The sequence below is a fragment of the Gluconobacter oxydans genome, from assembly GCF_006539685.1.
Taxonomy (GTDB): domain Bacteria; phylum Pseudomonadota; class Alphaproteobacteria; order Acetobacterales; family Acetobacteraceae; genus Gluconobacter; species Gluconobacter oxydans.
Genome location: NZ_BJNM01000018.1, coordinates 36,494 through 61,915, shown reverse-complemented (window position 1 = coordinate 61,915; position 25,422 = coordinate 36,494). Strand labels below are relative to the sequence as shown.

Genomic DNA, 25,422 nt, shown 5'->3' with positions numbered 1-25,422 from the left:
TCTGTTCGGCCACATTGCCCGGCAGGTGGAAGAGCGCAAGCGGATCGTCGAGGAATCGATCGAGAACCGGCGTGCGGTCCTCCTCGCGCTGCTGGCCGAGATGGCGACGGATTACGTGACGCTGCGCTCCGTGCAGGAGCGTCTGACCGTCACCGAACGCGCCATCGACGTGGCCGTGCGCTCGCGCGAACTGACCGAAAAGCTCTATACCCATGGTCTGGGCAACACGCTGGCCGTGGCGCAGGCGCAGACGGAAGAACATCTCGAACGCGCCCGTCTGGCCCCGCTGCACGAGCAGGAAGAGCGGCTGATGCATGCCATCGCCGTGCTCGTCGGCGACATGCCGGGCCAGCTTGAGGAAGAGCTGGAAAAGCGCCGTCCGATCCCGGATCTGCCGCGCTTCCCCGACAGCCTGCCCTCGATCGTGCTCGCCAACCGCCCCGACATCCGCGTGGCCGAGGCCGAATACGCCGCCGATACGGCACGCGTGGGCATTGCGGTGTCGAACCTCTATCCGAAATTCATGATCCCGCTGACGTTCAACCCGAACGCGTCCGCCGCCTATCAGGCGTTCCAGGCGGGTGGCATGGCGTGGAGCTTCATGATGATGGCGACGCTGCCGGTCATCCATGGCGGCCGCTACACCGCCGCGATCGCGCAGGCCCGGGCCGAGGCCGAGGGCAGCCGCCTGACCTACCGCAAGACGGTGCTCAAGGCGTTTGCGGATGTCGAGGACGCGATGGGCGACTGGCGGCATAATGCCGAGCTGGTCGAGGAGCTGAACCAGGCCTCCGTCGATGCCGGCCTGGCCCGCGACCGCGCGCAGAAGCTGTTCACGGCCGGTCTGACCGGATACCTGAACGTGCTGACGACCGAACAGACCGCCCTGTCCGCCGAGGACCAGGCCGTCGTCGGCCGCCTCGCCCGCGTCCGCAACGCCGTCGCGCTGTACATCGCTCTCGGCGCCGGCTGGCAGGGCAAAGCCCTCACCGACACCAGACTCCCCGTCGAAGTCAAACAGCAGAACGCCTTCGTCAGAGCCTTTACACGGTAAGGCGGGGCGCTGGACACCTGAACAGGAGACGCAGAATGAAGCCTGCAGTGTTTCGTTTCCTCCTGCTCCTGTCGGGCCTGGGTGGACTGTCGTCTCATGCCGTTGCGGCTGAGAGCACGGCCATTGAAGCGCCTGGTCCTCTGGGGCCGTTGGCAGGGACCTTCGTGAATGCGGGGGCCGGTACGCCCGTCGTTCTGATGATTTCGGGCTCCGGGCCGACGGACCGGGATGGAAACTCTGCTCTGGGCCCCAAGCCTGCGACACTGCGGCAGATTGCGGATGGGCTGGCGAAACGCGGGATTTCTTCCGTCCGGATCGACAAGCGCGGCATGTTCGGCAGCAAACAGGCCGTAGCAGACGGTAATCACGTCACGATTGCGGACTATGCCACCGATGTGCGGAACTGGATTGCCGTCATCCGGCGTAAGGCCGGTGTACGCTGTGTCTGGCTCGCAGGACATAGTGAGGGTGGGCTTGTCGCCCTGGCTGCTGCGCAGGGACAGGCCGATATCTGCGGACTGATCCTTCTGTCCACCCCAGGTCGACCTCTGGGTGAAGTGCTGCGTAGCCAGCTTCATGCCGTGCCTTCTGCGCAGACGGTGCTGCCGCAGATTGACGGGGCGATCAATGCGCTCGAAGCCGGGCATCATGTGGATGTCCAGACGCTGCATCCGGGATTGCGCCAGCTGTTTCATCCAGCCGTTCAGGACTACATGATCGATCTTTTTCATCATGACCCCGTCGCTCTGCTCAGGGCTTATCGTGGGCCGGTTCTGATCATGCAGGGGGCGGCGGATCGTCAGGTCAGCGCAACTGCAGACCTGCCGCTGCTGAAGGCGTCTGATCCGAAGGCGCAGGTTGTTCTGCTGCCGAATGTGACCCATCCGCTGGCGGATCTTGGTGTTGCTCCGGCTGCGGATGGATCACTTCCGCTGGATGGTGCAGTAGTGTCTGATATTGCAGAGTTTGTTCTGAAACATTGACCCCAGCCCCGTGCGATCACACATCTGGGAATAACGGAGGATCAGAAATGGCAGACGACGGACATCCCGCAGAGGATTATCTTCGCCCGAAGCTGCAGGCCTTGATCTCAGACGGTGTGCGGGCCGGGTTCCCGCAGGATGAAGTCATTGCGGTCCTGATTTCCCTGCTGGATGAGGGACCTGAAGAAGACGGGGAGATGACATGAGCGACCCATATTCGGTACTGGGCGTTTCGAAAACGGCGACGGACAAGGAAATCCGCAGTGCGTATCGGAAACTGGCCAAGCAGTACCATCCGGATCACAATCCGGACGACAAGAAGGCCGAAGAGCGCTTCAAGGCGGTCGGGCAGGCCTATAACATCATCGGCGACAAGGAAAAGCGCGCGCGTTTCGATCGCGGCGAGATCGATGCCGACGGTCAGGAACGCGGACCGTTCGGCGGTGGCTTTGGCGGCGGCGGGTATGGTCCGGGCGGTCCGCGTGGGGGCGCACAGGGCTTCCAGGGCGGTTTCAGTCAGGAAGATCTCGGCTCTTTCTTTTCGGACATGTTCGGTGGCGGCTTTAGCGGCGATTTCCAGCCGGGAGGTTCGGCCGGGCGTCGTGCGTCCAAGGGATCTGACCGCCGCTATGCGGTGACGATCTCGTTCCAGCAGGCTGTTCTGGGGACGTCCCTGGATCTGACGCTGGGTGAGGGCGGGCATACCGAGGTCCGTATTCCGCCAGGGGTGGAAGATGGCCAGACCCTGCGCGTGCGCGGCAAGGGTGCGCCCGGCCGTCCAGGAATGGATGGGCAGCCGGGTGTTCCGGGTGACGCGCTTCTGACGATCACGGTCACGCCTGACAGCCGGTATGTCCGTGAGGGGCGCAACCTGCGTATCACGCAGGATGTGGATCTCAAGACGGCCATTCTGGGTGGCAAGGTCGCGGTTCCGACGCCAAAGGGCGATGTCGCGGTCAAGATTCCGAAGCATTCCGACAGCGGCAAGGTCCTGCGTCTGTCCGGTCGCGGCATCGGAGCGGATAAAAAGCATCCGGCCGGTGATCTGCTGGTGACGTTGCAGGTTCATATCGGTACTGTCTCCCCCGAGCTGGAGGCCTTCTTCAGCCAGCAGGAGAGCTGAAGACATGGGGATGGTGCATCGCGTCCGGTCGAGACTGCCGGAATGGCCGTGGAGTGACATCATCGGCGGTATTGTGGCGCTGATCTTCGTGATGGTTCTGGGCATCATCAGTACGCACGCACTGATCCTCGCCGGGGAGTGGCATTTACCCTAAGATGCGGCCCGTCTTCTGGTTTCTGACGGGTTCTGTATGACCGCTTCCTCTTTTTCTTCAGCCGGGGCTTCTGCTCCGGGACTGCGCCGCAGGGCGTTTACGGTCGTTCTGGCCATCGAACTGTGGGAGCGGTTCGGATATTACGGCATGCAGGCCGTCCTGACGCTGTTCATGGTCGAGCAGCTCAGAATGGCCGATGCGGCCGCCAATCTCATGATGGGCGCCTTCGGGGCGCTGACCTACATCACGCCTGTCATCGGTGGCGTCATTGGTGACCGCGTGCTGGGCGCGCGGCGGACAATGGTCATGGGGGCCCTGTCCCTGACCTGCGGCTATGCCTTTCTGGCGGCAGCGCTTCAGTCCCACACGCTGCTGCTGGTGGCGATGGCCCTGATTTCCACGGGAAACGGCCTGTTCAAGCCCAATGCCGGCAATCTGGTGCGTCGGATCTACAAGGGTGATGATGCCGCGCTCGATGCGGCTTTCACGCTGTATTACATGTCCGTCAATGTTGGCTCGACCGTCTCCATGCTGCTTACGCCGTGGCTTCAGATCCATTACGGGGCACCGGTCGCCTTTGCGACCTGTGCGGTCGGACTGGGGATCGGGCTGCTCTATTATGTGCTGCGCTCCAGCTGGCTTGAGCCGACGACGCCGGTTTCGGAAAAACAGCCGGTCCCGTTGTCACGGTTCGGAATGGTTGCGGGTGGTCTTGCTTTGCTGACCGCCTTCAATGCCTGGGTTCTGGGCAGTGATACGCTGGCGCGTCTGTGCGTGATTGCGGCGGGGGCGGGACTGGCGGCGATCTGGGTTGCGCTCTATGTGCGGGCCCCCCAGACCGAGCGTCCGGGGCTTCGGCTCACCTATCTGCTGTGTCTGCAGGGTACGATCTATCTCGTGTTCTACCAGCAGATGATGACATCCCTGACGCTGTTTGCCCTGCGTGGGGTTTCCGGTGACTATCGCATCGGGGGCGTGACGCTCTTTCACATGTCGGCCGGGCAGTTTCAGGTGCTCAATTCCGTCTGGATCATGGCCCTCAGCCCGGTTCTGGCGTTCCTGTACAACCGGATGGGCCAGCAGCAGAAACAGACATCCCACGCCCGCAAGATGCTTCTCGGTTATGCGATGGTCTCGATCGGATTTGCGGTCTGGTGGGCGGCGGCCGCTCATGCGGACGGGCTGGTGTCTCCGTGGATCATGGTGGTGGGATACGGCTTCCTGTCTCTGGCGGAACTGCTGACGAATGGTCTGGGACTGGCCATCATCGCGCGCTATTCGCCCGCGCGGTTGAGCGGTTTCATGATGGGGGCGCTCTATCTGTTATGGGGGATTGCCATGTATGTGGGCAGCATTATCGCCAATCAGGCGGCGCTCCCGCCCGAGGTCGTGGCGGGCGGTGGCGGGGCTGCGCTCTATGCCGGGCTGTTCCGGACGCTGTGTGAAGTGGCGGCTGCCGTCGTGGTGGTTCTGGCGCTTCTGGAGCCTTTGACTCGGCGATGGGATCAGGAACACGTAACTGTGATCGGCGAATAAGCCCCGGAAACTGTAGCGTTAAACTTTTTGTAATCCGGGAGAAATCTCCGGATAAAAATTTGGCGTTCTGCTTCGGGACTGTGTCGCGAAAGGCATATTACGAAAACAGAGGTCTTCCACACTCTATTCTGGACCGTTTCCGGACTGTATGACAGTGCCCAGCAACAGCCTCGGGTGCTGTCGGCTGCAATGGTGTCACAGGGAGACAGTTTGGAAGATGGGGACGTTCGGGCAGGATTGGACGAAAGCGCTGTTGACGGCCTGTGTCATGACAGCGGTGCTTCCTGGCATTACTGCCGTTGGTCATGCACAGACGACACCAGCCGGCGTTGTTGACGGGCGGCAGAAAGCTGCCGCCAGAACCAGCACGGCGACCATGGGCACCCCGCAGATCCGGACGAAATCCATTTCTCCGGTTCCGCTGCTGGTCAAACCGGCTCCGACAAAGACAGGCGTCGAAACTGCAGCAAAAACGTCCGATACGACGGAAAGCCGTTTCTTCCCGGCATCGTTTCATGACTGGCTGACCCAGAGCACCATGACGGGTGACTGGGGTGGCTGGCGTACCTGGCTGACCGACAAGGGCATCAATATCGGCGGACACTATCTTGAGGATAGTGCCGGCAATCCGATGGGCGGCAAGACCAAGGCCGCGCGTTATGCGGATGAGTTCGGCATCAATATCGACTTCAACCTCAAGAAGCTGACCGGCCTGAATCTGGGTATGTTCCACACGCTGATCACGGCGCGTCAGGGTCTGGGCATCGGTGCCACGCTTCCGGCGATGGACAGCCCGCAGCAGATTTTCGGCTCGGGTGAGACGGTGCGTCTGACGCGTCTGTCCTGGGAAATGCCCTGGAACAAATACGTCACGACCGAGGTCGGTGAGATCAACACCGAAAACGACTTCGAGCAGTCTTCGGTCTACTGGGGCATGAGCCAGTATTGCCAGTTCGAATCAAATGCGATCTGCGGCATGCCGCAGTCCATTGCGATGAACTCGGGCTATGGCTGGTATCCGACGGCCCATCCGGGCGCCTGGGTGAAGTTCTATCCGGCCGGAAACGACCATTACCTGGTGCAGTTCGGTGCGTATTCGGTCGATCCGGTGATTTCGAACACGCATAACGGCTGGAAGCTGAACCTTCACGATGCGACCGGCACCTATCTGCCGTTCCAGCTTGGCTGCCATCAGGGTGGCAAGGACGACTACAGCGGTCCGCTCCAGACCAACATCAAGATCGGCGGCTACTGGGATACGTCTGAAGTCAGCGACGTTTATTCCAAGCTTGGAAGTTTCGGTGTGCCGGCGCAGTACCTGATTTCGGCCCCGAGCGAAAAGGTCCGCGGCCGGTTTGGTGGCTGGTTCCAGTTCGATCGCATGCTTCAGCGTGATGAGGCCGATCCGAACCGTGGCACGACGCTGTTCACATCCTTCACCTGGGGTGATCCGCGCACGTCTGTCGCACCGTATTTCATCACCTGGGGTGTGACCCGCAAGGGCACGTTCCGCAGCCGTCCGAACGATACGATCAGCATTGGCATGAAGATGCTGTGGGTGAACCCGAAGCTGACGATCTGGGCGCGCCAGATGCAGGCTGCCGGGGCCGAAGGCATCAACAAGCCGTCCGGCGAGCATGCGCTTGAGCTGAACTATGGCTGGCGCCCGACGCCCTGGCTCGTGATCCGCCCAGGTGCGCAGTATATCTGGAGCACTGGCGGCACGAACCGCTACAAGAACCCGCTGCTTCTGGATTTCGAGACGGGTATCACGTTCTGATCTTTCCCGACCGGAAAACCGGATATGAAAAACGCGCCGCTCCCGGAAGGGAGGGCGCGTTTTTCGTTTTCGGCGGTCTGAGGCGGATTACAGATCCGTCGTGAAGGAGAACTTGAAGGTGCGGGGCATGCCCTGCATCAGATAGCCGTTGAATGCCGAGGACCAGTAGCGCGTGTTGGCCAGGTTATCGACGCCGAAGCGCAGCGTGACCGGCGTGTGATGCGTCACGAACGTATAGCGGCCCGCCAGATCAAAGCGTGTCCAGACCGGAATGTGCAGCGTATTGGCGGTGTTGACCCACTGCTTGCCCGTGTTGACTACGCGGCCCACGACCGTGGCGCCTTTGAGGAACGGCAGATCGTATTCGAGATTGCCGTTGATCGTGTAATTCGGCACGCCGATGGCCGTGTTGCCGTCCTGAAGGCCGCCTGCCGTATGGCGCAGGTCTGCCTGGATCACCGTGCCACCGCCATTGAAGCGCAGGCCGGGCAGGATTTCTCCATTCAGCGTCAGTTCGATACCGCGATTGCGTTGCAGACCGTCTTCGCGGAATGCGAATTCACCCGTATTGCCGACCGCCACGGAATAGGCATTGGGCTGTGAAATCTCATAGACGGCAAGCGCGGCGCTGAAGCGGCCCGTGTCGTATTTTGCGCCGACTTCATACTGGGTGGATTTGTAGGGCGGGAAGATCTCGCCCACGTTCTGAACGTTTCCGGTCGCCGTCGGGCCTTGGGAGAGGCCCTCGATCCGGTTGAAATACAGCGATGTCCGGCGGGTCGGGTGGATGACCAGCCCGACGACCGGCGTGATGGCATCCTGGTCATAATGGCTGCTCATCGCGCCCTGACCGGTCGTGCTGTAATTATAGCCGTTGATGAGCATGTTCTGGTACCGGAAGCCGCCTGTCAGGGCGACGCGGTCATGGAAGAACGACATCGTGTCCGAGAAGAACAGGCTGTACAGGCGCGTTCGGCTGATCGTCTGCGGATCGTTGACGACGCCACCCGCAAAGGTCTCGGCCGGGGCGGCAAACTGTGGCGTGTTGTAGATGTTGGTCGTACCGGGCGTGAGAGCCATCGCATAGGCGGCGGCGCTGTCTTCCCACAGGCCGGAGCCGCCGGCGTTGATCTCGTGGCGGACGGGGCCGGTGCGGAAATGGGCGCGCACACCTGCGCGCGTGCTTTCGTTGGTCTGATCGTACGGCACATACATGGCACCGGCGGTTCCAGAGCCGGTCGCCGCGTCGGTGACGGTCGGGTTGGAGTAATTGCCCTTCTCGTTGCTGGTCAGGGCCCCGAAGGCACCATAGAGCGTGACGTTCTTCGTCAGGTCATGCTCGACGTTGAGCATGCCGAAGACATAGTTCAGGTCGTTATAGGCCCAGCGCTGACCGAAATTGTGCGAGGGCGCAGCGGGGCGGGGAACGGATGTGACATCGCTGCCCAGGAAGATCGCCGGTCGGCCACCGTTCACGCCCTGGTTTTCGTAATCGATATCCATGGTGATGCGGGTACGGTTGTCGCGGTCATGCCAGTCGAAATCCGCGCCCAGCGTCGTGGAATGCCGGTATTCATCCGTGACAGAATCCTCGCCGCTCTTGCCCGCCACGTTCAGCCGCACACCGAAGGCCTTGTCCTCGCCGAAACGACGGCCGACATCAATGCTGCCACCGCCCATGGCGCTGCTGGTGTAGTCACCCGTGATGCGGGTGAGGGGGGCGTTCGTCGCATGCTTGAACAGCAGGTTGATGTTGCCGCCAATGGCTGACCCGCTCGGTGCTGCGCCGTTGAGGAATGCGCTGGCCCCATTGAGAACCTGCACCTGATCATACAGCTCGGGTGAGACGAGCTGACGGGGGGTGATGCCGTACAGGCCGTTGATCGACACGTCGTCGCCATCCACCGCAAACCCCCGGATGACGAACATTTCCGAGAAATTGCCGTAGCCGAAAGTCGTGCGGACGGATGGATCGTTTTCCAGCACTTCGCCGAGAGTCTGGGACTGCTGGTTCAGGATCAGGCTGGAGTTATAGCTGCGGATGTTGAACGGAACGTCCAGACCTTTCTTGTTGCCCAGAGCGCCAAGCTGCCCGCCGCTGCTGACCTGCATCTGGTCCCGCTTTCTGGCCCGGACCACGATCTCCTCGTCAGGCGTGACCTGCGCGGCAGCGCTGGCAGTTTTGGCGGCTGGCTTGGTTTTGGGGGCCGTGGCGGTTGCCGTGGCCGGGACAGGATCGGCTGCGAGAACGGGGAAGGCTGTTCCTGCCAGAAGCAGGCAGGACAGGCGCGCAGCCCGCCATGGGCGTAAGAACGGTGCAGAAAGCGATGCGCGCACGAAAACCTCGGAACAATGAACAGTCTGGCGGGTTATCAGTATAATGCGAGTTATTCGCAACTAAATTGTGATTACCGAAGATGACCGGATACGAAAAAGCGGGACCCTTCAGGCCCCGCTTCGCAGAAAAACCGCTGTGTTTCGCGTATCAGAGAACGACGGTGAACTGAACGCCCAGAACGGCGGCATCATGGAAGGTCGTCGTGGCACTCGGGCGCTGGATGTACTGGAAGTCCGGCTGAAGCGCCATCGCCCGGGCGATATGGGCGGAATAGAACAGTTCGTACACGTTCTCATGGCTCTGCGGACCGTAGACCGCGCCCCACTGGTTGTCCTGATAGGGCAGGCCAAGCGCCAGGGACGATTCCTGCTGCAGGGCTGCCGTGTGGCTCATGTCGAAATGCTGGTACATTGCGCCGACCGTATCGAGCGGACGGCCCCAGGCGGAACCGGTATCGACCAGACCGGCCCATTCATGGTCACGCATCGCGACGGTCTTGCCATCGCTGTACATCGCGCCTGCCATGGCGATCAGACCGTTCGTGTTGCCGGGGCCATTGCGGACCAGCATCTGGTCGAGGATGAGCCACGCACTGTTGCGGCCTGCCTCATAGCGGCGGGGCTGGCCCGTGAGCTGCCAGGAATTGCCGTGAATATCCTCGTACAGGTTCACGTAACGCGAATTGTCGTAGGAATAGCCGATGACGTAATGGCCCTGAAGCTGGTTGTGGCCGAACTTGGGGGTCCAGCCGATTTCAACGGGCGTGGAGAACTTGCCAAGGCCCGACTGCGCCCAGGACCAGCCCGAGATGCCGCCGTTATAGGAGTGCGGGCTGACCGCGAAGAGGCCCGCCATGATATAGGTGTCCATGGTCGGCATGGCCCGGACGACGGCGCCCAGATTGCCCGACGGCCAGTCACGGTTGCCTTCCGTATATTTGTTCGGCGCGGGATTGCCGCACATGGCGACGTTCATGAAGTCGCAGAACAGGGGGGAGGCGGCAAAGAAGCTGCCGACCGGAATCCAGCCCGCGCTGACATCGATGCGGTTATGAACGAAGGACATCTCGCCATACATCGCGACCATGTGCGCCACCACGTTGCCTCGGGCACCGTAGATCTGCTGCACGCCAGCGATGGAGTCGCCGAAATTGCGCGAAACGCTCTGGCCATGGCCGTTCACGATCAGGGTATGCGTCCAGAAATTCCGCACGCCGGCGAGCTTGTCCCAGTCGATATCCAGTTCGATGCCGAACTGTCCGGCGTCGGAATAGGCACGCTCCTTGCCGCCTGTGAAATTACCGGCAAATTCTTCGTTGATGGCGGCCATGAGGTGGATGCCGCGCTTGAGAAGCCAGGGCTGTACGCCGCCCCAGTCTCCCAGGAAATGCTGCGATCCCATGGGCGCGGAAAAGTATGGCCCCGGGTCCCCTTCCGTCTGGGCGAAACCGGAGACGGTGTTCTGCATGATGGGCGTGTTGCTGCCACCATTGGCCGGTGTCTCACTGTTCTGGGGGGCAGGAGACGACAGGGCAGCAGCTCGGGAAACGCGGTTGCGGGCGCTGTTGGGGTCAGGATCGGACTGCGCCTGAGCACTGTCGACGGTGGCAGCCAGCATGGAAACGGAAAAAAGCCCCATCAGGACAGACCGCAGGGGTTCGGAACGGATTCGGGAAGAAGTCCGGGCGAAAGAAGCGAGTACAGGCATGAAGCGGGCGGGGCCTTTTCAATGGAGTTGGTGAAACGGGAGCCTGGTGGTGGTCCAGAGCTGCTGGGAGCGGTGTATCCCTGAAGATCCTGTCAGGGGCAGAATTGGACCCGAGGCGCCAGTATTGGAAGAAAGGCGTCAAAAAGAAGGCGCCACCGGGGTTCAGAGGAAGATTTGCCAAAGCAGGGAAGTCCTGTAGCGTAAAAGTCAGAGAATTTCTCATTTTTTTCATTACAGGAGATTGCCAGATGTCCCTTCGCTCCCTGCTGGCCCGGAGTTTTCTTGGCGTTTCGCTTGCCGTGGTCCCTGTTACCGGAATGATTATCACTGAGCAGGCTCACGCCGCCATCCCGGCGCCAACTGTTCCGCTAAAGTTGATGACTGTGGCTGTTCAGGGCAACAGCCGCGTTCCGACGGCGGATATTCTCCAGGCCTTCGGTCATCACGCGGGTGACATGGTCACGCGCGATGAACTGGCCGCTGCGCAGAAGCGCGTGGGCGATCTGTATTCGGCCCGGAAGGTGGGTGTCAGCCTCGGAGAGCAGATGCGGATTTCCGGCAAGGCCGTCTCCGTCAAGCTGGTTATCGAAGAACAGGCTGCAGGCGCAGCGAGCCCGACCGCTCTGGTGCTCGACAAGGTGGAGTTCCAGGGGAACAAGAAGGTCTCGACCGCTGATCTGGAAGCGGCGACGAAGCTTCGGGCCGGCGGCCCGGTTACGAACGAACTTCTGGCCGCGGACATGCAGGCCATTCAGGCCCTGTACAAGAGCAAGAAGGCCTCCGGTTCAATCCAGCCGCAGGCGACCTATCCCAACCATGACCAGCATGTGGTGCTCGTCTGGAGCATCCACGAGCAGGACAAGGCCGGGAACTGATCGTCAGGCCTGCGTCCCGCCAGAAATGCCGCTCAGTCCAGCATATCCGGATCGAGCGGCTGCGGGGTGAGGGCTGAGGGGAGATAAAGCGGGTGTTCCGGACGCCCGCTTTTGCTCAGACGCAGGGCTGTCACTTTGATGCCGTGATGAGCCAGCATGCGGGCGACTTCCGTCCCCCGGGCGCGCAGGCCCTTGGCCTGTGGGGAGCCGTAAGCCAGAACCACAAGATCGGCCTGCCGGGCCATGTCCAGAAGATGGGCATCGTTGTCAGGTCCGACAGGATCGGGCACTTCCAGCAGCCGCTTCTGGTCCGTGCAACGATAGGCAAAGCTGTTGCCCACGAACATGCCGCCATAGCCCCAGGCGCGTGCATAGCGCTGGCACTTGGCGACTGTCCGGTCATCGCCAAACTCGGTCGCGACAGACGGATTCATCATCAGCCACATGATCATGGGACGGCTTTCGTCCCAGACGCGGTGCAGGGTGTAACGGTAACAGTCCTGCGGGCCGCCATAGATCGCCGTGCTGGTGATGTCTTCAGCAAGCTTCAGGGGGCGTGAATCGCCAACGTGATGCTGCCCGAACAGGTCCCGAGCTGTGGACGGAGAACGGGTACTCACGGATGCTGCTTCAGGGCCTTTACCGCGGCCAGGGCGCGCGAAACATGCTCGTCAGGAGACATCGAGGCATAGCTCATGGCGATATGGCCGTCCTGTGCGATGACATAGGACGTGCGGCTTGCCATGTGGAGCAGGGGCATCTTGGCGGCATAGCTGAGGGTGATCTTGCCGGTCGGATCGGCTGCGACTGGGAAAACGCTGCGACATTCACTGACCGAGAAGCGGTTCAGCTTGTCGATCGGATCCATGGAAATGCCGATGACGGTGGCGCCCTGTGCCTTGAAGTCCGGGATGGCATCCGCAAACTCATGGGCTTCGATCGTGCAGCCCTTGGTGAAGGCCGCCGGGTAGAAATACAGGACGACGGGCCCGGTCTTGAGCGCATCGGCCAGATGATAAGTGAACTCGTGCCCGCCGAGGCTGGCAGAAGCGGAGAAATCCGGAGCATGGGTGCCGGTTTCAAGGGCAGCATGCGCCGGAGCGGTGGTCAGGGCGCCGGCGAGGGAGACAGCGCAGAAAGCGGTCGTTGCAAAGAAGCGGCGCATCGGGGTGGTGTATCCCTGTCAGAAAAGCGGGCGAAAAGGCCCGGAAACGGATCAATATGCGCCGGGCGGAACCACGACGCATGGAGAACCGTGCGACAGACGGCGACAGGCTGCAACTGCATTTTCATGCGTCAGACCGGTCAGGCGGGCGCGATAGAGATGCGAACGGCCCCCCTTCACGCTCTCAACCTGCGATCGGGCCGAAGCCACCACGACGCCACCTTTGCTATGGGCTGCAGACGTGGCGATGCTTGCCTGCTTCGCATTGGCGAAGGCGCCGACCTGAATGGCCCAGTTGCCCGTCGCTGCTTTGGACGATGCGGAAACGGCCGGAAGGGAAATGCGGGGCTGAACCCGGCTGGCCGGCATGACGGCCATGATCGGCTGCGGCTGCAGGTGATGCCCGATCGGGATTTCCTGCGCTGTAACCCGGTTGTCCGCGACTTCGTCATCGGGAACGGATGCCTGCCGGACGGCGGGGCGGGCCGGCGTCGGCGTAAAGCCACGTGCGGCCCAGGCGGCGCTGATGCTCGCGGGAGCTTCGGATCCTGCGGCGGATGCGACCTGAACAGGAGCCGTCTGAGGTGTCGCGGTCGGAGTGTCCGAATCTGAATCGTCAGACGACGTGTCGGCGGCTTCCCTGTGGTTCCATGCTGCGCTGACGGCCTGCCGCTCGGAGGCCGAAGTGACCGGAGCTATGTCTGCCGATTGTGTGTTCTGGGCCAGCATGACCTGGGAGTTGGGATCATGCTGGGCGACCAGAAGGTCAGCCGCGGAGCGGTTATGTGGCGTGATGCCAGCGATATGCGGGCCGATGGCAGCCACATAGCGGCGCGTTTCGCGGGGCAGGGCGCGGCCCCGGCGGAGATAGCGGTCGAGGCTTCCGGGTCCGTCGTTATAGGCCGCGAGAAAGCCGGGAGATCCGTAGATGTCATACATCTGCCGGAGATAGGCCGTCCCCGCGAGGATGTTGTCGTGCGGATCGTAAGGATCTTCGCCGAGCCCGTATTGCTGGCGCATGTCGTCATAGGTCGGCGGCATGAGCTGAAGAAGGCCCATGGCGCCGGGAACCGAGGTGATGAAATTGCCGTTATGATCGAAAAGGTGCCCGCCGGATTCCTGCTGCATGACGGCCCTGATCCAGGCCTCGGGCACATCAAAGCGGTTGGAGGCTTCCTGGATGTACGGCCCCCAGGGATCACTGGGCGGGCCCGGGGGAGCATAATAGGATTTTGCGTGGGCGCGGTAATTCGCCGCTTCCTGTGAAACCGGAAGCTCCGATCCGCCGCCCATGTCAGCATTGTTGCCGGCGCAGGCGGCGAGCAGTCCGACCAGACCCAAAGCAGCACCCGCACGGATGAGAGACAGGGTGCGGACAGTGGTCCGGAACGGAAAGACGGGTCTGGGCATCGGGTCTGGGCACCTGAGGAAAACTTGTCTCAATGTGACAAGCATACACGGGGATTAAGGCGAAACTAGGAAAAAGGGCTCTGCAGAACAGATTTTCTGACAGGGAACGGCTTACGGAAAGGAGTGTAGCGGAGATTCATTTCCCGAATATGAACTTCCCCCGCCCGCCTTCTTGCCGGGGGTGGGGGGATCGGGTAGGCGGACGATATGAGTGTATCTTCTCCAGCTTCAGATGTCGCACGTAACGATGCGCCGCACAGGCAGGTCAGTCGTGACGCTCTGCGGGGCAGTCCTGCGGCCCGGGCCTGGGCGGACTGGAAGGAAACACGGCGTCTGTGGCGGCTGGGTGTCAGGCTGGGCTGGCTCGATATCCGGCTCCGGTACCGCGGGTCCGCACTGGGGCCGTTCTGGCTGACCATTACCTCTGCCCTGATGGTCGCCTCGATGGGGGTTCTCTACAGCAAGCTGTTTCACATGCAGCTTGCGTCCTATCTGCCGTTCCTGTCGCTGTCGCTTACCCTGTGGAGCGTCGGGTTTTCCAGCCTGATCCAGGAATCCTGCACCTGCTTCCTTGATGCCGAGGACATGGTGCGGTCCGTTCGGCTGCCGTTCCTGCTGTATGCGGTGCGGGTCGTGGTGCGCAACGCGATCGTCTTCGCCCACAACATCGTCGTGCCGCTTGGCGTGTTCGCCCTCTATCATCTCTGGCCGGGGATGGACGCCCTTCTGGCGATCCCTGCGCTTGTGCTGTGGGGCCTGGACGGTTTTGCCGCCTGTATGCTGTTCGGTTCGCTCTGCGCGCGTTTCCGCGATGTTGCACCGATCATCGGCGCGCTGCTGCAGATCGTGTTTTATGTCACGCCGGTCATCTGGATGCCGCAGCAGCTCGGACCCAGGGCAGCTTACCTGCTGTACAATCCGTTCTATCCGCTGCTGGAAATCGTGCGCGAGCCTCTTCTGGGCCATGTGCCGTCCCTGCAGATCTGGGGCATTGCGCTGGCCACCAGCGTGGTGTTCTGGCTGATTGCCGTGCGGTCATTCATCCGGGTGCGGTCGCGCCTGGTTTTCTGGATCTGACGCTATGGCCCATATCCGCCTTGAAGACCTGTCCCTGTCTTTCCCCGTACTCCATGGCGGCTCCCGCTCCCTGAAAAAGACCCTGCTGTCGCGCGCCCGAAGCACTGTGGCCGGGAAGACGGAAGCGGTTGGCGGCCGGATGCGGATGAGCGGCAATGCAACCGAGGTCGTGGAAGTCCAGGCTCTCTCCAAAGTCAGCTTCACGATTTCGGAAGGGGAAAGGGTCGGCCTCGTCGGGCATAACGGCGCGGGAAAATCGACGCTGCTGCGTGTTCTGGCCGGGATTTATGAAACGGATGATGGGATCCTGGATATCGAAGGCGATACCCATGCTCTCATCGATCCGAAAGCCGGCATGAACAGCGAGCTCACGGGGCGGGAAAACATCCAGCTCTTCGCCTGCCGGATGGGACTGAGCCGGGCTGCGACGCAGGAGCTGGAAAAGGATGTGGAGGCATTCTCCGATCTGGGGGCGTTTTTCGATCTTCCGGTGCGCCTCTATTCCTCGGGCATGTCCATTCGGCTGGGATTTGCGCTGGCAACGGTGCCGCGCTCGCGGATCCTGCTGATGGACGAATGGTTCATGGCCGGTGACCAGAAGTTCCAGGACAAGGCCAGGGCGCGGCTGGAAGGGATGGTCGATGCGGCTGAGATCCTGGTCGTGACATCCCATGCGCTGACGGTTCTGCGTCAATGGTGCACGCGCATCATCTGGATGGAGAGCGGGGAAGTCCGCATGGATGGTCCGGCTGCGGATGTGCTGGATGCCTATGAGGCGGCGGTGGCAGCAACGCCCGTCTAGGGTGTGCTGCGGCGATGCGGGGGCGGCGGAGTTGGTATCCGATCCCGCGTGGAGTAGGCTGCCTCCCGGTTTTGACATTCAGGGAGACAGTTCATGTCTTATGCCGCCATTGACGCCGCGCGCGTCGCCAAAGCGTCCGAGTCCGCTCTGCAGACCTTATCGACCGTCAAGGAAACGTCCGAGGCTCACCAGCGCAAGACGATCATGATCGAGCGCATTCATGCCCTTGCCAAGGCTGCAGCCGAAACGAAGGACTGCAATGCCATCACGCTGACTTCCGAAGAGTTCTGGCTGATTTCCAAGAACTGGTGACCCGGCGGGCGGCGGGGCGTGCGCTCTGCCGCCCTCAGCCGTTATAGGAGGCGAGTTCGATCAGATTGCCGTCCGGGTCGCGGCAATAGACGGACGTGATCGGACCCAGCGCCCCCAGACGCGCCACCGGTCCTTCGACGATCTCCACCCCGCATTTTTCCAGATGCCGGACGATATGTTCGCTGGCAATGGCTGTCGTAAAGCACAGGTCTGACGTTCCCGGCGCGGCATCGCCCGCCGTTTCCCAGCCTTCCGAACCTTCGGGACGCAGATTGATCTTCTGTCCGCCAAAGCTCAGGGCCACACGGTTGTTGCGGCCGTATTCGTCGATATCCATCCCCAGAACACGCTGATACCAGGACGCAGACAGGGTCCGGTCCCGGACGGTCAGCACGATATGGTCAAGGCGATCGACGGTAAAGCGCATGGGGATCCCTCATGAGAGCGACGTTCCGGCCAGTATAGGCCGGAAAAACACTGTCTGGCCAATCCGTTTTCGAAACCCTGCAGGGCGGATGCTCAGGTCGGTGGCCGCTTGCGGAATGCGGCCAGGCTGACGACTTCCGCATCTTTCTTCACGTCTTCGGACGAAGTCGTTTCCGGCTGGACTTCAGGATGGTGGGCGGGATCGATATCGTCCGGCTCCACGGCGCCTTCGGGGATCTCGACGTCTTCATCCTCCTCCAGCGGGGAATGGCTGAAGCGCAGTGCCATGCGGATATGGGGATCGGCAAAAGCCGTGATGGCGTTCACGGGGATGCACAGGATGCTGCCAACGCCGCCGAAGGACAGGCCAACGGAAATCACGTTCTTCTCGCGGTCCAGTGCCAGGTCCCAGAACTGGTGCTGCAGGACGATGGTCATCTCTTCGGGATACTGCGCCCGCAGACGGGCAGGGATGATGACATCCGGGCGGTTCGTGCGGAACGTCAGATAGAAGTGGTGGGCGCCCGGCAGGCCTTCAGCCGCGACATGCTCGATCGCACGCAGCATGACTTCACGATAGGCGTCTTCCACCCAGTCATCATAAGGGAGAAGGCTCTCGGGAAGCTCGTGCTCGAAGCCGTCCTGGCCGTTGTGATCGTCGTCGCTCATGGTCGCAAGCCTGATGTTTCGGTCAACTTGCTCAGGGATGCGACAGACGGGCGCGGATGGCAAGCCGTCTTTGCTGTGAATGTCGGGGACATGATGAGGTGGGAGGGCTTCTGTTGCCCGGTGCCCTCCCGAACCGCGCTTATCGCTTATGCAGCGACAGCGAGCACCTCTGAGTTATCGTTGGCACTTGTAAGTTTAGCCCGATGACGGTGGTACAATGCCGGGCAAAAGATAAGTCTTTACCATGCGTGTCGAGCCTGTTTCGTCCCCACAGACCCCTTTTGCGAGGGGTTGTTCTTGGTGGAGACGCCGGGCACTGCCCCCGGGTCCACAACACTTATTTCACTTACCGTTTATCGCCATAGCCGGGGACGAACCCCTTGCACTGCTGAACATAGGAGTGCGCGTGTCCCGTCGCAAGGGAAAAGGCGGGGATGAAAAAAATTAAGCCTCCGGAATCGTGTCAATCCGATTCATTCGGATGACGTCGGGCAAAAGCCCATGCTAAAGCCGCCGCCATGGCACTGACATCCGAACAGCGCGCTGAAATCGAAGCGCAGCGCAGCGAACCCCAGCTGACCTCCCGTCCGACCGTGGCGGCGATGGAAAACCTGCTTTTCACACCTTTCGAGGTGCTGGATCATGGCTTCCTGCGCGTCGTCGACTATATGGGCGATGATGGTGCGGTCGTGCAGGCGGCCCGGGTGTCTTACGGCCGCGGGACGAAGAAGGTGTCCGAGGATGCGGGGCTGATCCGCTATCTGATGCGTCACCGTCATTCCACGCCGTTCGAGATGTGCGAGATCAAGTTCCATGTGAAGTTGCCCGTGTTCGTGGCGCGTCAGTGGATCCGCCATCGCATGGCGAGCGTGAATGAGTATTCCGCGCGCTATTCCATTCTGGACCGCGAATTCTATCTGCCGGCGATGGACCAGGTCGCCGCACAGAGCAGTTCGAACCGGCAGGGGCGGAGCGATGCCCTGGATGCCGATACGGCGCATCAGGTTCTGGAGATCCTGCGCCGCGATGCCAGCCAGTGCTATGATGACTACGAAAGCCTTCTGAACCCGGAAGGAAGAGGTCTGGCGCGTGAACTCGCGCGGATCAACCTGACCCTGAACACCTATACGCAGTGGTACTGGAAGATCGATCTGCATAATCTGATGCATTTCCTTGCCCTGCGGGCCGATCCGCACGCGCAGTATGAAATCCGCGTCTATGCGGAAAAAATGATCGAGATTCTCAAGGCGTGGGTTCCGGCAACGGCGGCGGCCTTTGAGGAATATCGTCTCGGCGCCTTCACGCTTTCTGCCGGTATGCTGAAGGTGGTGCGCCGCCGTCTGGCCGGTGAAACGGTCACGCAGGAAAATTCCGGCCTGACCAAGCGCGAGTGGTCGGAAATGGCGGCGGTTCTGGATGGCGCATCCTGATCCCGCTCCGGGACCTGCCGGAAACGATCTTGAACGCCTGATGCTCGTCGCAAGAGAAGCACAGGCGGCCAATCCAGTCGAAGATGTACCAGAAAGAGCGCCAAATCTATTTCTATGGACGGCAATAGCTATTGCTCTTGTTCTGACTTCTCTGGCCATTCATTTTTTCTGGCCTGCGTCGTAAAATATTCATGACTGTAAACGTCAGGTAAAAGCAGATTTTCTTGTCTGTTTTTATTTGCGTGGGTTTTTTGGGAGATTCAGACCGAATTCGTGTGACTCTCATCACAACAGCTGCTGATTTTTTTACGAACAGAGTTATCCACAGGCTTGGAGACTCTCTTTAAGGCGGTTCGATTCGGACTGATTCTCGGGGTTATGTTTTTAAGTATCTGATTTGGTTTGATAATTTCATCCACGAATCGTGGGTGCAATCCGATTCTCAGCACAAAGCTGTCAAGAGGATTCTGGGAATACCCACATTCCACCCTCTGCGATTACGATACTTGTGCATTACTGATTTTCAGAGGGTGTTTCTGGAGTCCGTGGCCTTGGAAATGCCGGCATTTCGACGTGCAAGTCCCGGTTTGAACAACATTTTCCAGTCGCCCGGGGTATTGGCCGCTTTTTGGAAAAAGCTGGTGCCGGGTGAGGGATTTGAACCCCCGGCCTTCGGTTTACAAAACCGCTGCACTACCACTGTGCTAACCCGGCATCAGCAGTGCGGCTTTTTCCATGCCGGGGCGTATCAGGTCAAGCTTCGGAGAGCGATTCTCTGTGCCTGCGCAGGATTTTAGTGCGGGATAGGCGTCATCAGGTCAGCGGGTGGCGGCAGATGCTGAGAGTCCTGCGTGAAGCCGTAACCATCGGAAGACAGGCCACGATGCGTGACCATCTGGGAGCAGGCCCCCAGTGTCAGGCAGGCGCCGATGAGAAGAAGACGGATCATGGCCGTTCTTTCGTGCTGTGTTCGGAAGACAGGGAGCGGGCCACAGCCTGCGCGAGCCTCGTATAGGCCTGTGCGGCTTCGCTCTGTGGTGCGGAAAGGATGATCGGGGTTCCCTCATCGCCACTTGCGCGGATATCGGCCAGCAGCGGGATTTCCGCCAGGAACGGGACCCCCATTTTCTCTGCTTCGGCCTTGGCGCCCCCATGTCCGAACAGTTCCGTGCGATGGTTGCAGTTCGGGCAGCAGAAATAGGACATGTTCTCGACGACGCCGAGGATAGGCGTTTCCATCCGCTCGAACATGGCCACACCGCGCCGTGCATCCAGCAGCGCGATATCCTGGGGTGTGGAGACGATGACGGCGCCACCGGCAGCAAGCTTGGGACCGAGCTTCTGGGCCAGGGTCAGCTGGGCGTCTCCGGTGCCGGGCGGCATGTCGATCACGAGGACGTCCAGTTCGCCCCATTCGACTTCACCCAGAAACTGCGTCAGGGCGCCCATGACCATCGGGCCGCGCCAGATCATGGCCTGGTTCTCGTCTACCAGATAGCCGATGGACATGCTTTTCAGGCCCCAGGCTTCGATCGGCAGGATCGTCCCGTCCACGACTTCCGGGCGGGCGTTGCGTCCCAGCATGCGGGGCAGGGACGGGCCATAGATGTCGGCGTCGAGAAGGCCGGTTTTCAGGCCCTGCTGGGCCAGCCCGACCGCCAGGTTGACGGCTGTGGTGGACTTCCCGACGCCGCCCTTGCCCGATGCGACCGCAATGACGGCCTTGACGCCGGGCAGCAGCGTTTCAGGCGCATGCCGGCTCGCGGCATTGCGGCGTTTGTCGCCCAGATTGAAAGGCCGGTGCCCGCCGCTTTGAGCCGGGGCATTGGCAGCGGCCGGCGTTGCGGGACGATGGGACGTGAAGGACAGCGTGGCGCCCGTGATGCCCGGCAGGCTCGCAATCGCGGCTTCGACGCGCGGCCGCAGAGGCTCCACGCGCGAGGCATTGTCGCGCGACGTCGCCAGCGAGACATGGGCATGACCGTTGCGGACCGACACACTCTCCAGCGCGGCGAAGGACAGGACGTTTGAGCCCTGGGCGTCCTGCTCGTTTTTCAGGATGTCTGTAATGCGGGTCTCGGCGCTGGGAAGATTGGTCTCGGGGGAGCCGGGCGGCATGTCGTTGGGGGGCGTGGTGTCAGTCATGCCGGGCTCTCATCAGGGGAATATGGTATCGGAAAGGACTCTGACCCTAGCATGACCGGGCCGAAAACGCATCCTGAACGGCGGGATGGTGACGAAGGACCACGTTCTGCGTTAGCGTGCAGGTATGAAAAACCTGCTCGCCCGTTCCGGCGCCCGTCGTGCTGCCTGTCTTGCTGTTTCCGGTCTGGCCCTGTCCCTTTCGGGAGGCTGGAGTGTGGGCCCTGCCTTTGCCCAGAGCGCGCCGCCGACCTCAAGCCAGCCGTCTTCGGTGCCGACCCCGGCGCCGCGTTCCGTGCCGTCGAGCTTCGCGGATCTGGCGAACAGGCTGCTTCCCTCGGTCGTGAACGTCTCGACATCCGCGGTTCTCAAGCCGTCAAAGAATGACGACAAGGGCCCGGATTCCAGCGATCCGGACGGCCCCCAGGTGCCTCCTTTCCAGCCGGGCTCCCCGCTGGAAAAGTTCTTCCATGATTACCTGAAGCACAAACCGGCCCCGAACCAGCCGCCGCGCCGGCAGCAGGCTCTGGGCTCGGGCTTCATCATCGATGCGTCCGGCATCATCGTGACGAACAACCACGTCATCGAAGGGGCGGATCAGGTCAGCGTGACGCTTCAGGACGGGACTGAAATGCCGGCGCGGATCGTAGGGCGGGACAGTCAGGTCGATCTGGCGGTGCTCGAGGTCAAGCCGAAGCATCCGCTCCCGACCGTTCCGCTCGGGCAGAGCGACAAGGCGCGGATCGGGGACTGGGTTCTGGCGATCGGCAATCCGTTCGGGCTGAACGGAACCGTGACGGCGGGCATCATTTCCTCGCGCGGACGAAACGTCGAACACGGGCTGTATGACGATTACATCCAGACGGACGCGGCCATTAATCGCGGCAATTCGGGTGGTCCGCTGTTCAATCTGTCCGGCGAAGTCATCGGCATCAACACACTGATTTATGGCGGTGCGGGCGGCGATTCCATTGGCATCGGCTTTGCCATTCCGGCTGATGATGCGCGCGGGATTATCGACCAGCTGCGTCGCACGGGGCATGTCTCCCGTGGCTGGATGGGGCTGAAGTTCCAGGACGTGACGAACGACATCGCCGAGACGCTCGATTTCCACAAGCCGGATGGTTCCAATGGCAAGGGGACGCTGATTTCGGAAATCGATCCGAAAGGCCCTGCTGCAAAAGCGGGGCTTGAGGTTGGCGACATCATCACCCGCGTGGGCGATCAGGACGTGACCGGCCAGACCATGCCGCGCATCATCGCGTCCATCCTGCCTGGTGCGAAGGCGCAGCTGACGGTCTGGCACAAGGGTGCGCTCAAGACGTTGCCGATTACGCTGGGCCAGTCGCCTACGCCGCCGGATATGCCGCCTTCAGACACGCATCAGCCCGAACATCGTCATGCGGCACTGGGCGAGCTGGGCGTAACGGTCAGTTCGATCGATGCGGATGCCCGCACGCAGTATGCCCTGACCGACGATCAGCGTGGCGTTCTCGTCTCGCGTGTCGAGGCCGGAAGCCCCGCCGCATCGCGCGGGATTGCGGAAGGGAACGTGATTACGCAGGTCGGGCAGGACCAGATCAACACGCCGGATGATTTCGCCAAGGCCGTGCAGCGTCTGCATGAGCGCAAGAAGACGGAAGTGCTGCTGCTGGTTCAGGACGATGATGGACTGCGCTGGGTGCCGGTGCCCTTCCTCGGGAACTGACGTCGTTTTCCTGCGCTGAAAGCTGCCATGAACCTTCTGACACGTCTGAGCCGGAAATGGCTGTCCGTGCCGCCCCGACACAGCAGATGGCGCGAAGTGATGCGCCCCGCGACGCGCCAGACCATCCGCGTTCTGGTGTCGGTCGTAGTGGCCTGGATCGTGGGTTCGCTCATGCATCTGCAGGAGACGATCTGGGCGCTCGTGACAGCGCTGATTGTCACGCAGTCCAGCATCAGCCAGACCATGACGACGGCGCGGGACCAGATCAGTGGTACGCTGATCGGAGCGCTGGCAGGGGTGTGTGCGGTCGTGCTGGAGATCACGACGGGCCTGCGCTGGATCCCGTTCTGGATCATGCTGGCCCCGTTGGTGTTTCTGAGCGCCATCCAGCCGACGCTGCGTTTTGCCTGCATCACGCTGATGATCGTGTATCTTTTCCCGAGCCAGGGCAGCCCGTTCCTGCCCATGATCACGCGGCTTCTGGCCATCGTGGTGGGCGTTGCGGTCTCGATCGTGGTGCCGTTCTTCATCCTGCACAGCAGCGCGCGCAAACAGGCCTTCCATACGGCCGCGCGCCTGTTGCGTCGCATGGACCAGCTTCTCAAGAGCGCGCTCGACCAGAATATGGGCTGGGCGGCGATCGAGCGCCAGAGTGATGACTGTGTGGCCCTGCTGACGGAACTGGAAGACGCCGTGACCGAGGCACGGCGTGAGCGCTGGAAGGAACTGGAAAAGCGCGATCCGGTTCTGGCGTCACTTCCCAGACTGATGCGGCGGCTGCTGAACGACACGATGCTGGTGGCACGCGCCATTGCGACGGGGCGTGCGGCAGGGAACACAGGTCTGCTGCCCCTCTACAAGGGGCTGAGTCATGCGCTGCGGGCGCTGGCACATAGTTGTGAAGAGCAGTTGCGCGCAAAGCGGAACCAGCACGAACAGCAGTCCGAAGACGAGGAAATCCTCGACCTCCTGCCACGGCTGGAAGAGCAGACCCGCCCTGAGATGCGCTTTGTGATGTCCCTGTTCCGCGAGGATCTCGAACGGGCCGTCGGGGTGGTCATGCGCTCCGATGCGAGCGCCGCAAAAGGCCTCTGAACAGGCCGTCCCGCGAATGGCAGCCAGGGGGGCGGAATGGCTCCTGTTGAAACCGTCATTCGGTTTTTACGTTGTTCCGGGGCTAAGATGGCACATGCCCGGCCTTGTCGGTCCCCGTCAGCGACCGGCCCGAAACCACGGAGAATTCCATGATTACGCGCGAAACCCTCAAGTCTCTTCCTGCCAATGTCCAGGCTCCCCCCTATGACATCGACGGGATCAAGCCGGGGATCGTGCATTTCGGCGTGGGTAACTTCTTCCGGGCCCATGAGGCGTTCTACGTCGAGCAGATCCTTGAGCATGCGCCGGACTGGGCGATTGTTGGTGTTGGCCTGACGGGCAGTGACCGCTCGAAGAAAAAGGCTGAGGAATTCAAGGCTCAGGACTGCCTGTATTCCCTGACCGAGACGGCCCCGTCCGGCAAGAGTACGGTGCGTGTCATGGGCGCATTGCGTGACTACCTGCTCGCCCCGGCCGATCCGGAAGCCGTGCTGAAGCATCTCGTTGATCCGGCCATCCGCATCGTTTCCATGACGATCACGGAAGGCGGCTACAACATCAACGAGACGACCGGTGCGTTCGATCTGGAGAATGCGGCAGTAAAGGCCGATCTTCAGAATCCGGAAAAGCCGTCCACCGTTTTCGGTTATGTCGTGGAAGCCCTGCGCCGTCGCCGGGATGCCGGTGGCAAGGCGTTTACGGTCATGTCCTGCGATAACCTGCGCCATAATGGCAATGTCGCCCGCAAGGCCTTCCTCGGCTATGCAAAGGCCCGCGATCCGGAACTGGCCAAGTGGATCGAGGAAAACGCGACCTTCCCGAACGGCATGGTCGATCGCATTACCCCGACTGTCTCGGCGGAAATCGCGAAGAAGCTGAACGCGGCCAGCGGACTGGATGACGACCTGCCACTGGTGGCCGAGGATTTCCACCAGTGGGTGCTGGAAGACCGGTTCGCCAACGGACGCCCGCCGCTGGAAAAGGCTGGCGTGCAGCTGGTGGACGATGTGACGGACTGGGAGCACGTGAAGATCCGGATGCTCAATGCCGGTCATATCACGCTCTGCTTCCCGGGTATTCTGGTCGGATACGAGAACGTGGATGACGCGATCGAGGACAAGGATCTGCGCGGCAACCTTGAAAACTACCTGAACAAGGACGTCATCCCGACCCTGAAGGCACCGCCGGGTATGACGCTTGAAGGTTACCGGGACAGCGTCATCAGCCGTTTTTCCAACAAGGCCATGTCCGATCAGACGCTGCGGATCGCGAGTGACGGCTGCTCCAAGATCCAGGTGTTCTGGACGGAAACCGTGCGCCGGGCGATCGAGTGCAAGCGCGATCTGTCGCGGATTGCGTTCGGGATTGCATCCTATCTCGAGATGCTCCGCGGTCGTGACGAGAAGGGCGGGACGTATGAATCGTCCGAGCCGACTTATGGCGAGGCCCAGAAGAAGCTGGCCAAGGCCGACGATTTTGAAAGTGCTCTCAAGCTGCCGGCGTTCGACGGCTGGCGCGATCTGGACACGTCCGAGCTGGACCAGAAGGTCATCGCTCTGCGCAAGGTCATCCGCGAGAAAGGCGTGAAGGCCGCTATTCCGGCCTGATCCTCTTCTTCAGGGCACAAAAAACCGCG

General features: G+C 61.4%; 24 protein-coding genes, 1 tRNA gene and 1 other RNA gene. 15 read left to right on the top strand and 11 right to left on the bottom strand.

Annotated elements, in window-relative coordinates:
* The 7 genes from GOX01_RS08855 to GOX01_RS08835 all read left to right on the top strand — a co-directional run.
* The coding region (locus tag GOX01_RS08855) for a TolC family protein (RefSeq protein ID WP_141259246.1) at positions 1-1,054 on the top strand (1,054 nt) is incomplete at its 5' end.
* A 35-nt stretch (positions 1,055-1,089) separates the two neighbouring features.
* Positions 1,090-2,037 (top strand): alpha/beta hydrolase, encoded by a 948-nt coding sequence (locus GOX01_RS08850; protein WP_011252951.1) that lies wholly within the window; start codon positions 1,090-1,092, stop codon positions 2,035-2,037.
* 47 nt (positions 2,038-2,084) lie between these two features.
* Positions 2,085-2,243, top strand: coding sequence for a hypothetical protein (locus GOX01_RS12890; protein ID WP_165919964.1), 159 nt, complete (start codon positions 2,085-2,087; stop codon positions 2,241-2,243).
* A complete protein-coding gene (locus tag GOX01_RS08845; RefSeq protein ID WP_011252952.1) occupies positions 2,240-3,160 on the top strand; it encodes a DnaJ C-terminal domain-containing protein in 921 nt (306 codons plus the stop codon). The genes GOX01_RS12890 and GOX01_RS08845 overlap by 4 nt, the downstream gene beginning before the upstream one ends.
* Before the next feature lie 4 nt (positions 3,161-3,164).
* Complete coding sequence (locus GOX01_RS12885; RefSeq protein WP_165919965.1) at positions 3,165-3,314, top strand: hypothetical protein; 150 nt, start codon at positions 3,165-3,167, stop codon at positions 3,312-3,314.
* A gap of 36 nt (positions 3,315-3,350) precedes the next feature.
* Positions 3,351-4,850, top strand: a complete 1,500-nt coding sequence (locus tag GOX01_RS08840) for a peptide MFS transporter (protein ID WP_011252953.1) — start codon at positions 3,351-3,353, stop codon at positions 4,848-4,850.
* Positions 4,851-5,067: 217 nt separating this feature from the next.
* Positions 5,068-6,630: a carbohydrate porin gene (locus GOX01_RS08835; RefSeq protein WP_131973871.1), complete on the top strand. Its 1,563-nt coding sequence runs from the start codon at positions 5,068-5,070 to the stop codon at positions 6,628-6,630.
* An 87-nt stretch (positions 6,631-6,717) separates the two neighbouring features.
* Here the strand turns inward: GOX01_RS08835 and GOX01_RS08830 are convergent, their stop codons facing one another.
* Together GOX01_RS08830 and GOX01_RS08825 are read right to left on the bottom strand one after the other, a co-directional pair.
* Entirely contained in the window at positions 6,718-8,967 is a 2,250-nt protein-coding gene (locus GOX01_RS08830; protein ID WP_062269179.1) for a TonB-dependent receptor, read from the bottom strand.
* Positions 8,968-9,115: 148 nt separating this feature from the next.
* Positions 9,116-10,675 (bottom strand): carbohydrate porin, encoded by a 1,560-nt coding sequence (locus tag GOX01_RS08825; RefSeq protein ID WP_062269177.1) that lies wholly within the window; start codon positions 10,673-10,675, stop codon positions 9,116-9,118.
* Positions 10,676-10,923: 248 nt separating this feature from the next.
* Here GOX01_RS08825 and GOX01_RS08820 point away from each other — a divergent pair, with 248 nt between their 5' ends.
* Positions 10,924-11,550 carry a POTRA domain-containing protein gene (locus tag GOX01_RS08820; protein ID WP_024717154.1) on the top strand — a complete coding sequence of 209 codons (627 nt, stop codon included), beginning with the start codon at positions 10,924-10,926 and terminating at the stop codon, positions 11,548-11,550.
* A 32-nt stretch (positions 11,551-11,582) separates the two neighbouring features.
* Here the strand turns inward: GOX01_RS08820 and GOX01_RS08815 are convergent, their stop codons facing one another.
* The 3 genes from GOX01_RS08815 to GOX01_RS08805 are packed head-to-tail and all read right to left on the bottom strand — an operon-like array spanning position 11,583 to position 14,125.
* Positions 11,583-12,170, bottom strand: coding sequence for a DUF1643 domain-containing protein (locus tag GOX01_RS08815; protein WP_011252957.1), 588 nt, complete (start codon positions 12,168-12,170; stop codon positions 11,583-11,585).
* Entirely contained in the window at positions 12,167-12,715 is a 549-nt protein-coding gene (locus tag GOX01_RS08810) for a peroxiredoxin (protein ID WP_011252958.1), read from the bottom strand. The genes GOX01_RS08815 and GOX01_RS08810 overlap by 4 nt, the downstream gene beginning before the upstream one ends.
* A 51-nt stretch (positions 12,716-12,766) precedes the next feature.
* Positions 12,767-14,125: a lytic transglycosylase domain-containing protein gene (locus tag GOX01_RS08805; RefSeq protein WP_011252959.1), complete on the bottom strand. Its 1,359-nt coding sequence runs from the start codon at positions 14,123-14,125 to the stop codon at positions 12,767-12,769.
* Between the two features lie 207 nt (positions 14,126-14,332).
* Here GOX01_RS08805 and GOX01_RS08800 point away from each other — a divergent pair, with 207 nt between their 5' ends.
* The 3 genes from GOX01_RS08800 to GOX01_RS08790 all read left to right on the top strand — a co-directional run bounded on the left by GOX01_RS08800 (position 14,333) and on the right by GOX01_RS08790 (position 16,316).
* The gene (locus GOX01_RS08800) at positions 14,333-15,202 is read left to right on the top strand and encodes an ABC transporter permease (protein WP_011252960.1); all 870 of its coding nucleotides are present in this window, start codon (positions 14,333-14,335) and stop codon (positions 15,200-15,202) included.
* A 4-nt stretch (positions 15,203-15,206) separates the two neighbouring features.
* Positions 15,207-16,004 carry an ABC transporter ATP-binding protein gene (locus GOX01_RS08795; RefSeq protein ID WP_011252961.1) on the top strand — a complete coding sequence of 266 codons (798 nt, stop codon included), beginning with the start codon at positions 15,207-15,209 and terminating at the stop codon, positions 16,002-16,004.
* Positions 16,005-16,097: 93 nt separating this feature from the next.
* Entirely contained in the window at positions 16,098-16,316 is a 219-nt protein-coding gene (locus GOX01_RS08790; RefSeq protein ID WP_011252962.1) for a hypothetical protein, read from the top strand.
* Positions 16,317-16,350: 34 nt separating this feature from the next.
* Here GOX01_RS08790 and GOX01_RS08785 read toward each other — a convergent pair whose 3' ends face one another.
* The 3 genes from GOX01_RS08785 to ssrA all read right to left on the bottom strand — a co-directional run bounded on the left by GOX01_RS08785 (position 16,351) and on the right by ssrA (position 17,835).
* Entirely contained in the window at positions 16,351-16,743 is a 393-nt protein-coding gene (locus tag GOX01_RS08785; RefSeq protein WP_011252963.1) for a VOC family protein, read from the bottom strand.
* A gap of 92 nt (positions 16,744-16,835) precedes the next feature.
* Complete coding sequence (locus GOX01_RS08780) at positions 16,836-17,411, bottom strand: SspB family protein (protein ID WP_011252964.1); 576 nt, start codon at positions 17,409-17,411, stop codon at positions 16,836-16,838.
* 99 nt (positions 17,412-17,510) lie between these two features.
* Positions 17,511-17,835: a transfer-messenger RNA gene (gene ssrA / locus GOX01_RS08775) on the bottom strand.
* A gap of 94 nt (positions 17,836-17,929) precedes the next feature.
* Here ssrA and thyX point away from each other — a divergent pair.
* Positions 17,930-18,841: an FAD-dependent thymidylate synthase gene (gene thyX, locus GOX01_RS08770; protein ID WP_011252965.1), complete on the top strand. Its 912-nt coding sequence runs from the start codon at positions 17,930-17,932 to the stop codon at positions 18,839-18,841.
* A gap of 639 nt (positions 18,842-19,480) precedes the next feature.
* Here thyX and GOX01_RS08760 read toward each other — a convergent pair.
* The 3 genes from GOX01_RS08760 to GOX01_RS08755 form a co-directional block, all read right to left on the bottom strand.
* Positions 19,481-19,555 (bottom strand) — tRNA-Thr (locus GOX01_RS08760).
* Between the two features lie 79 nt (positions 19,556-19,634).
* On the bottom strand, positions 19,635-19,790 hold the full coding sequence (locus tag GOX01_RS12880; RefSeq protein WP_165919966.1) for a hypothetical protein: 156 nt from the start codon (positions 19,788-19,790) through the stop codon (positions 19,635-19,637).
* Positions 19,787-20,986, bottom strand: a complete 1,200-nt coding sequence (locus GOX01_RS08755; protein ID WP_011252966.1) for an Mrp/NBP35 family ATP-binding protein — start codon at positions 20,984-20,986, stop codon at positions 19,787-19,789. The genes GOX01_RS12880 and GOX01_RS08755 overlap by 4 nt, the downstream gene beginning before the upstream one ends.
* Positions 20,987-21,110: 124 nt before the next feature.
* Here GOX01_RS08755 and GOX01_RS08750 point away from each other — a divergent pair, with 124 nt between their 5' ends.
* The 3 genes from GOX01_RS08750 to GOX01_RS08740 all read left to right on the top strand — a co-directional run bounded on the left by GOX01_RS08750 (position 21,111) and on the right by GOX01_RS08740 (position 25,393).
* Positions 21,111-22,691 carry a Do family serine endopeptidase gene (locus GOX01_RS08750; protein ID WP_011252967.1) on the top strand — a complete coding sequence of 527 codons (1,581 nt, stop codon included), beginning with the start codon at positions 21,111-21,113 and terminating at the stop codon, positions 22,689-22,691.
* 27 nt (positions 22,692-22,718) lie between these two features.
* Positions 22,719-23,786 carry an FUSC family protein gene (locus tag GOX01_RS08745; protein ID WP_011252968.1) on the top strand — a complete coding sequence of 356 codons (1,068 nt, stop codon included), beginning with the start codon at positions 22,719-22,721 and terminating at the stop codon, positions 23,784-23,786.
* Positions 23,787-23,935: 149 nt separating this feature from the next.
* Positions 23,936-25,393, top strand: coding sequence for a mannitol dehydrogenase family protein (locus GOX01_RS08740; protein ID WP_011252969.1), 1,458 nt, complete (start codon positions 23,936-23,938; stop codon positions 25,391-25,393).
* Positions 25,394-25,422: the final 29 nt, after the last annotated feature.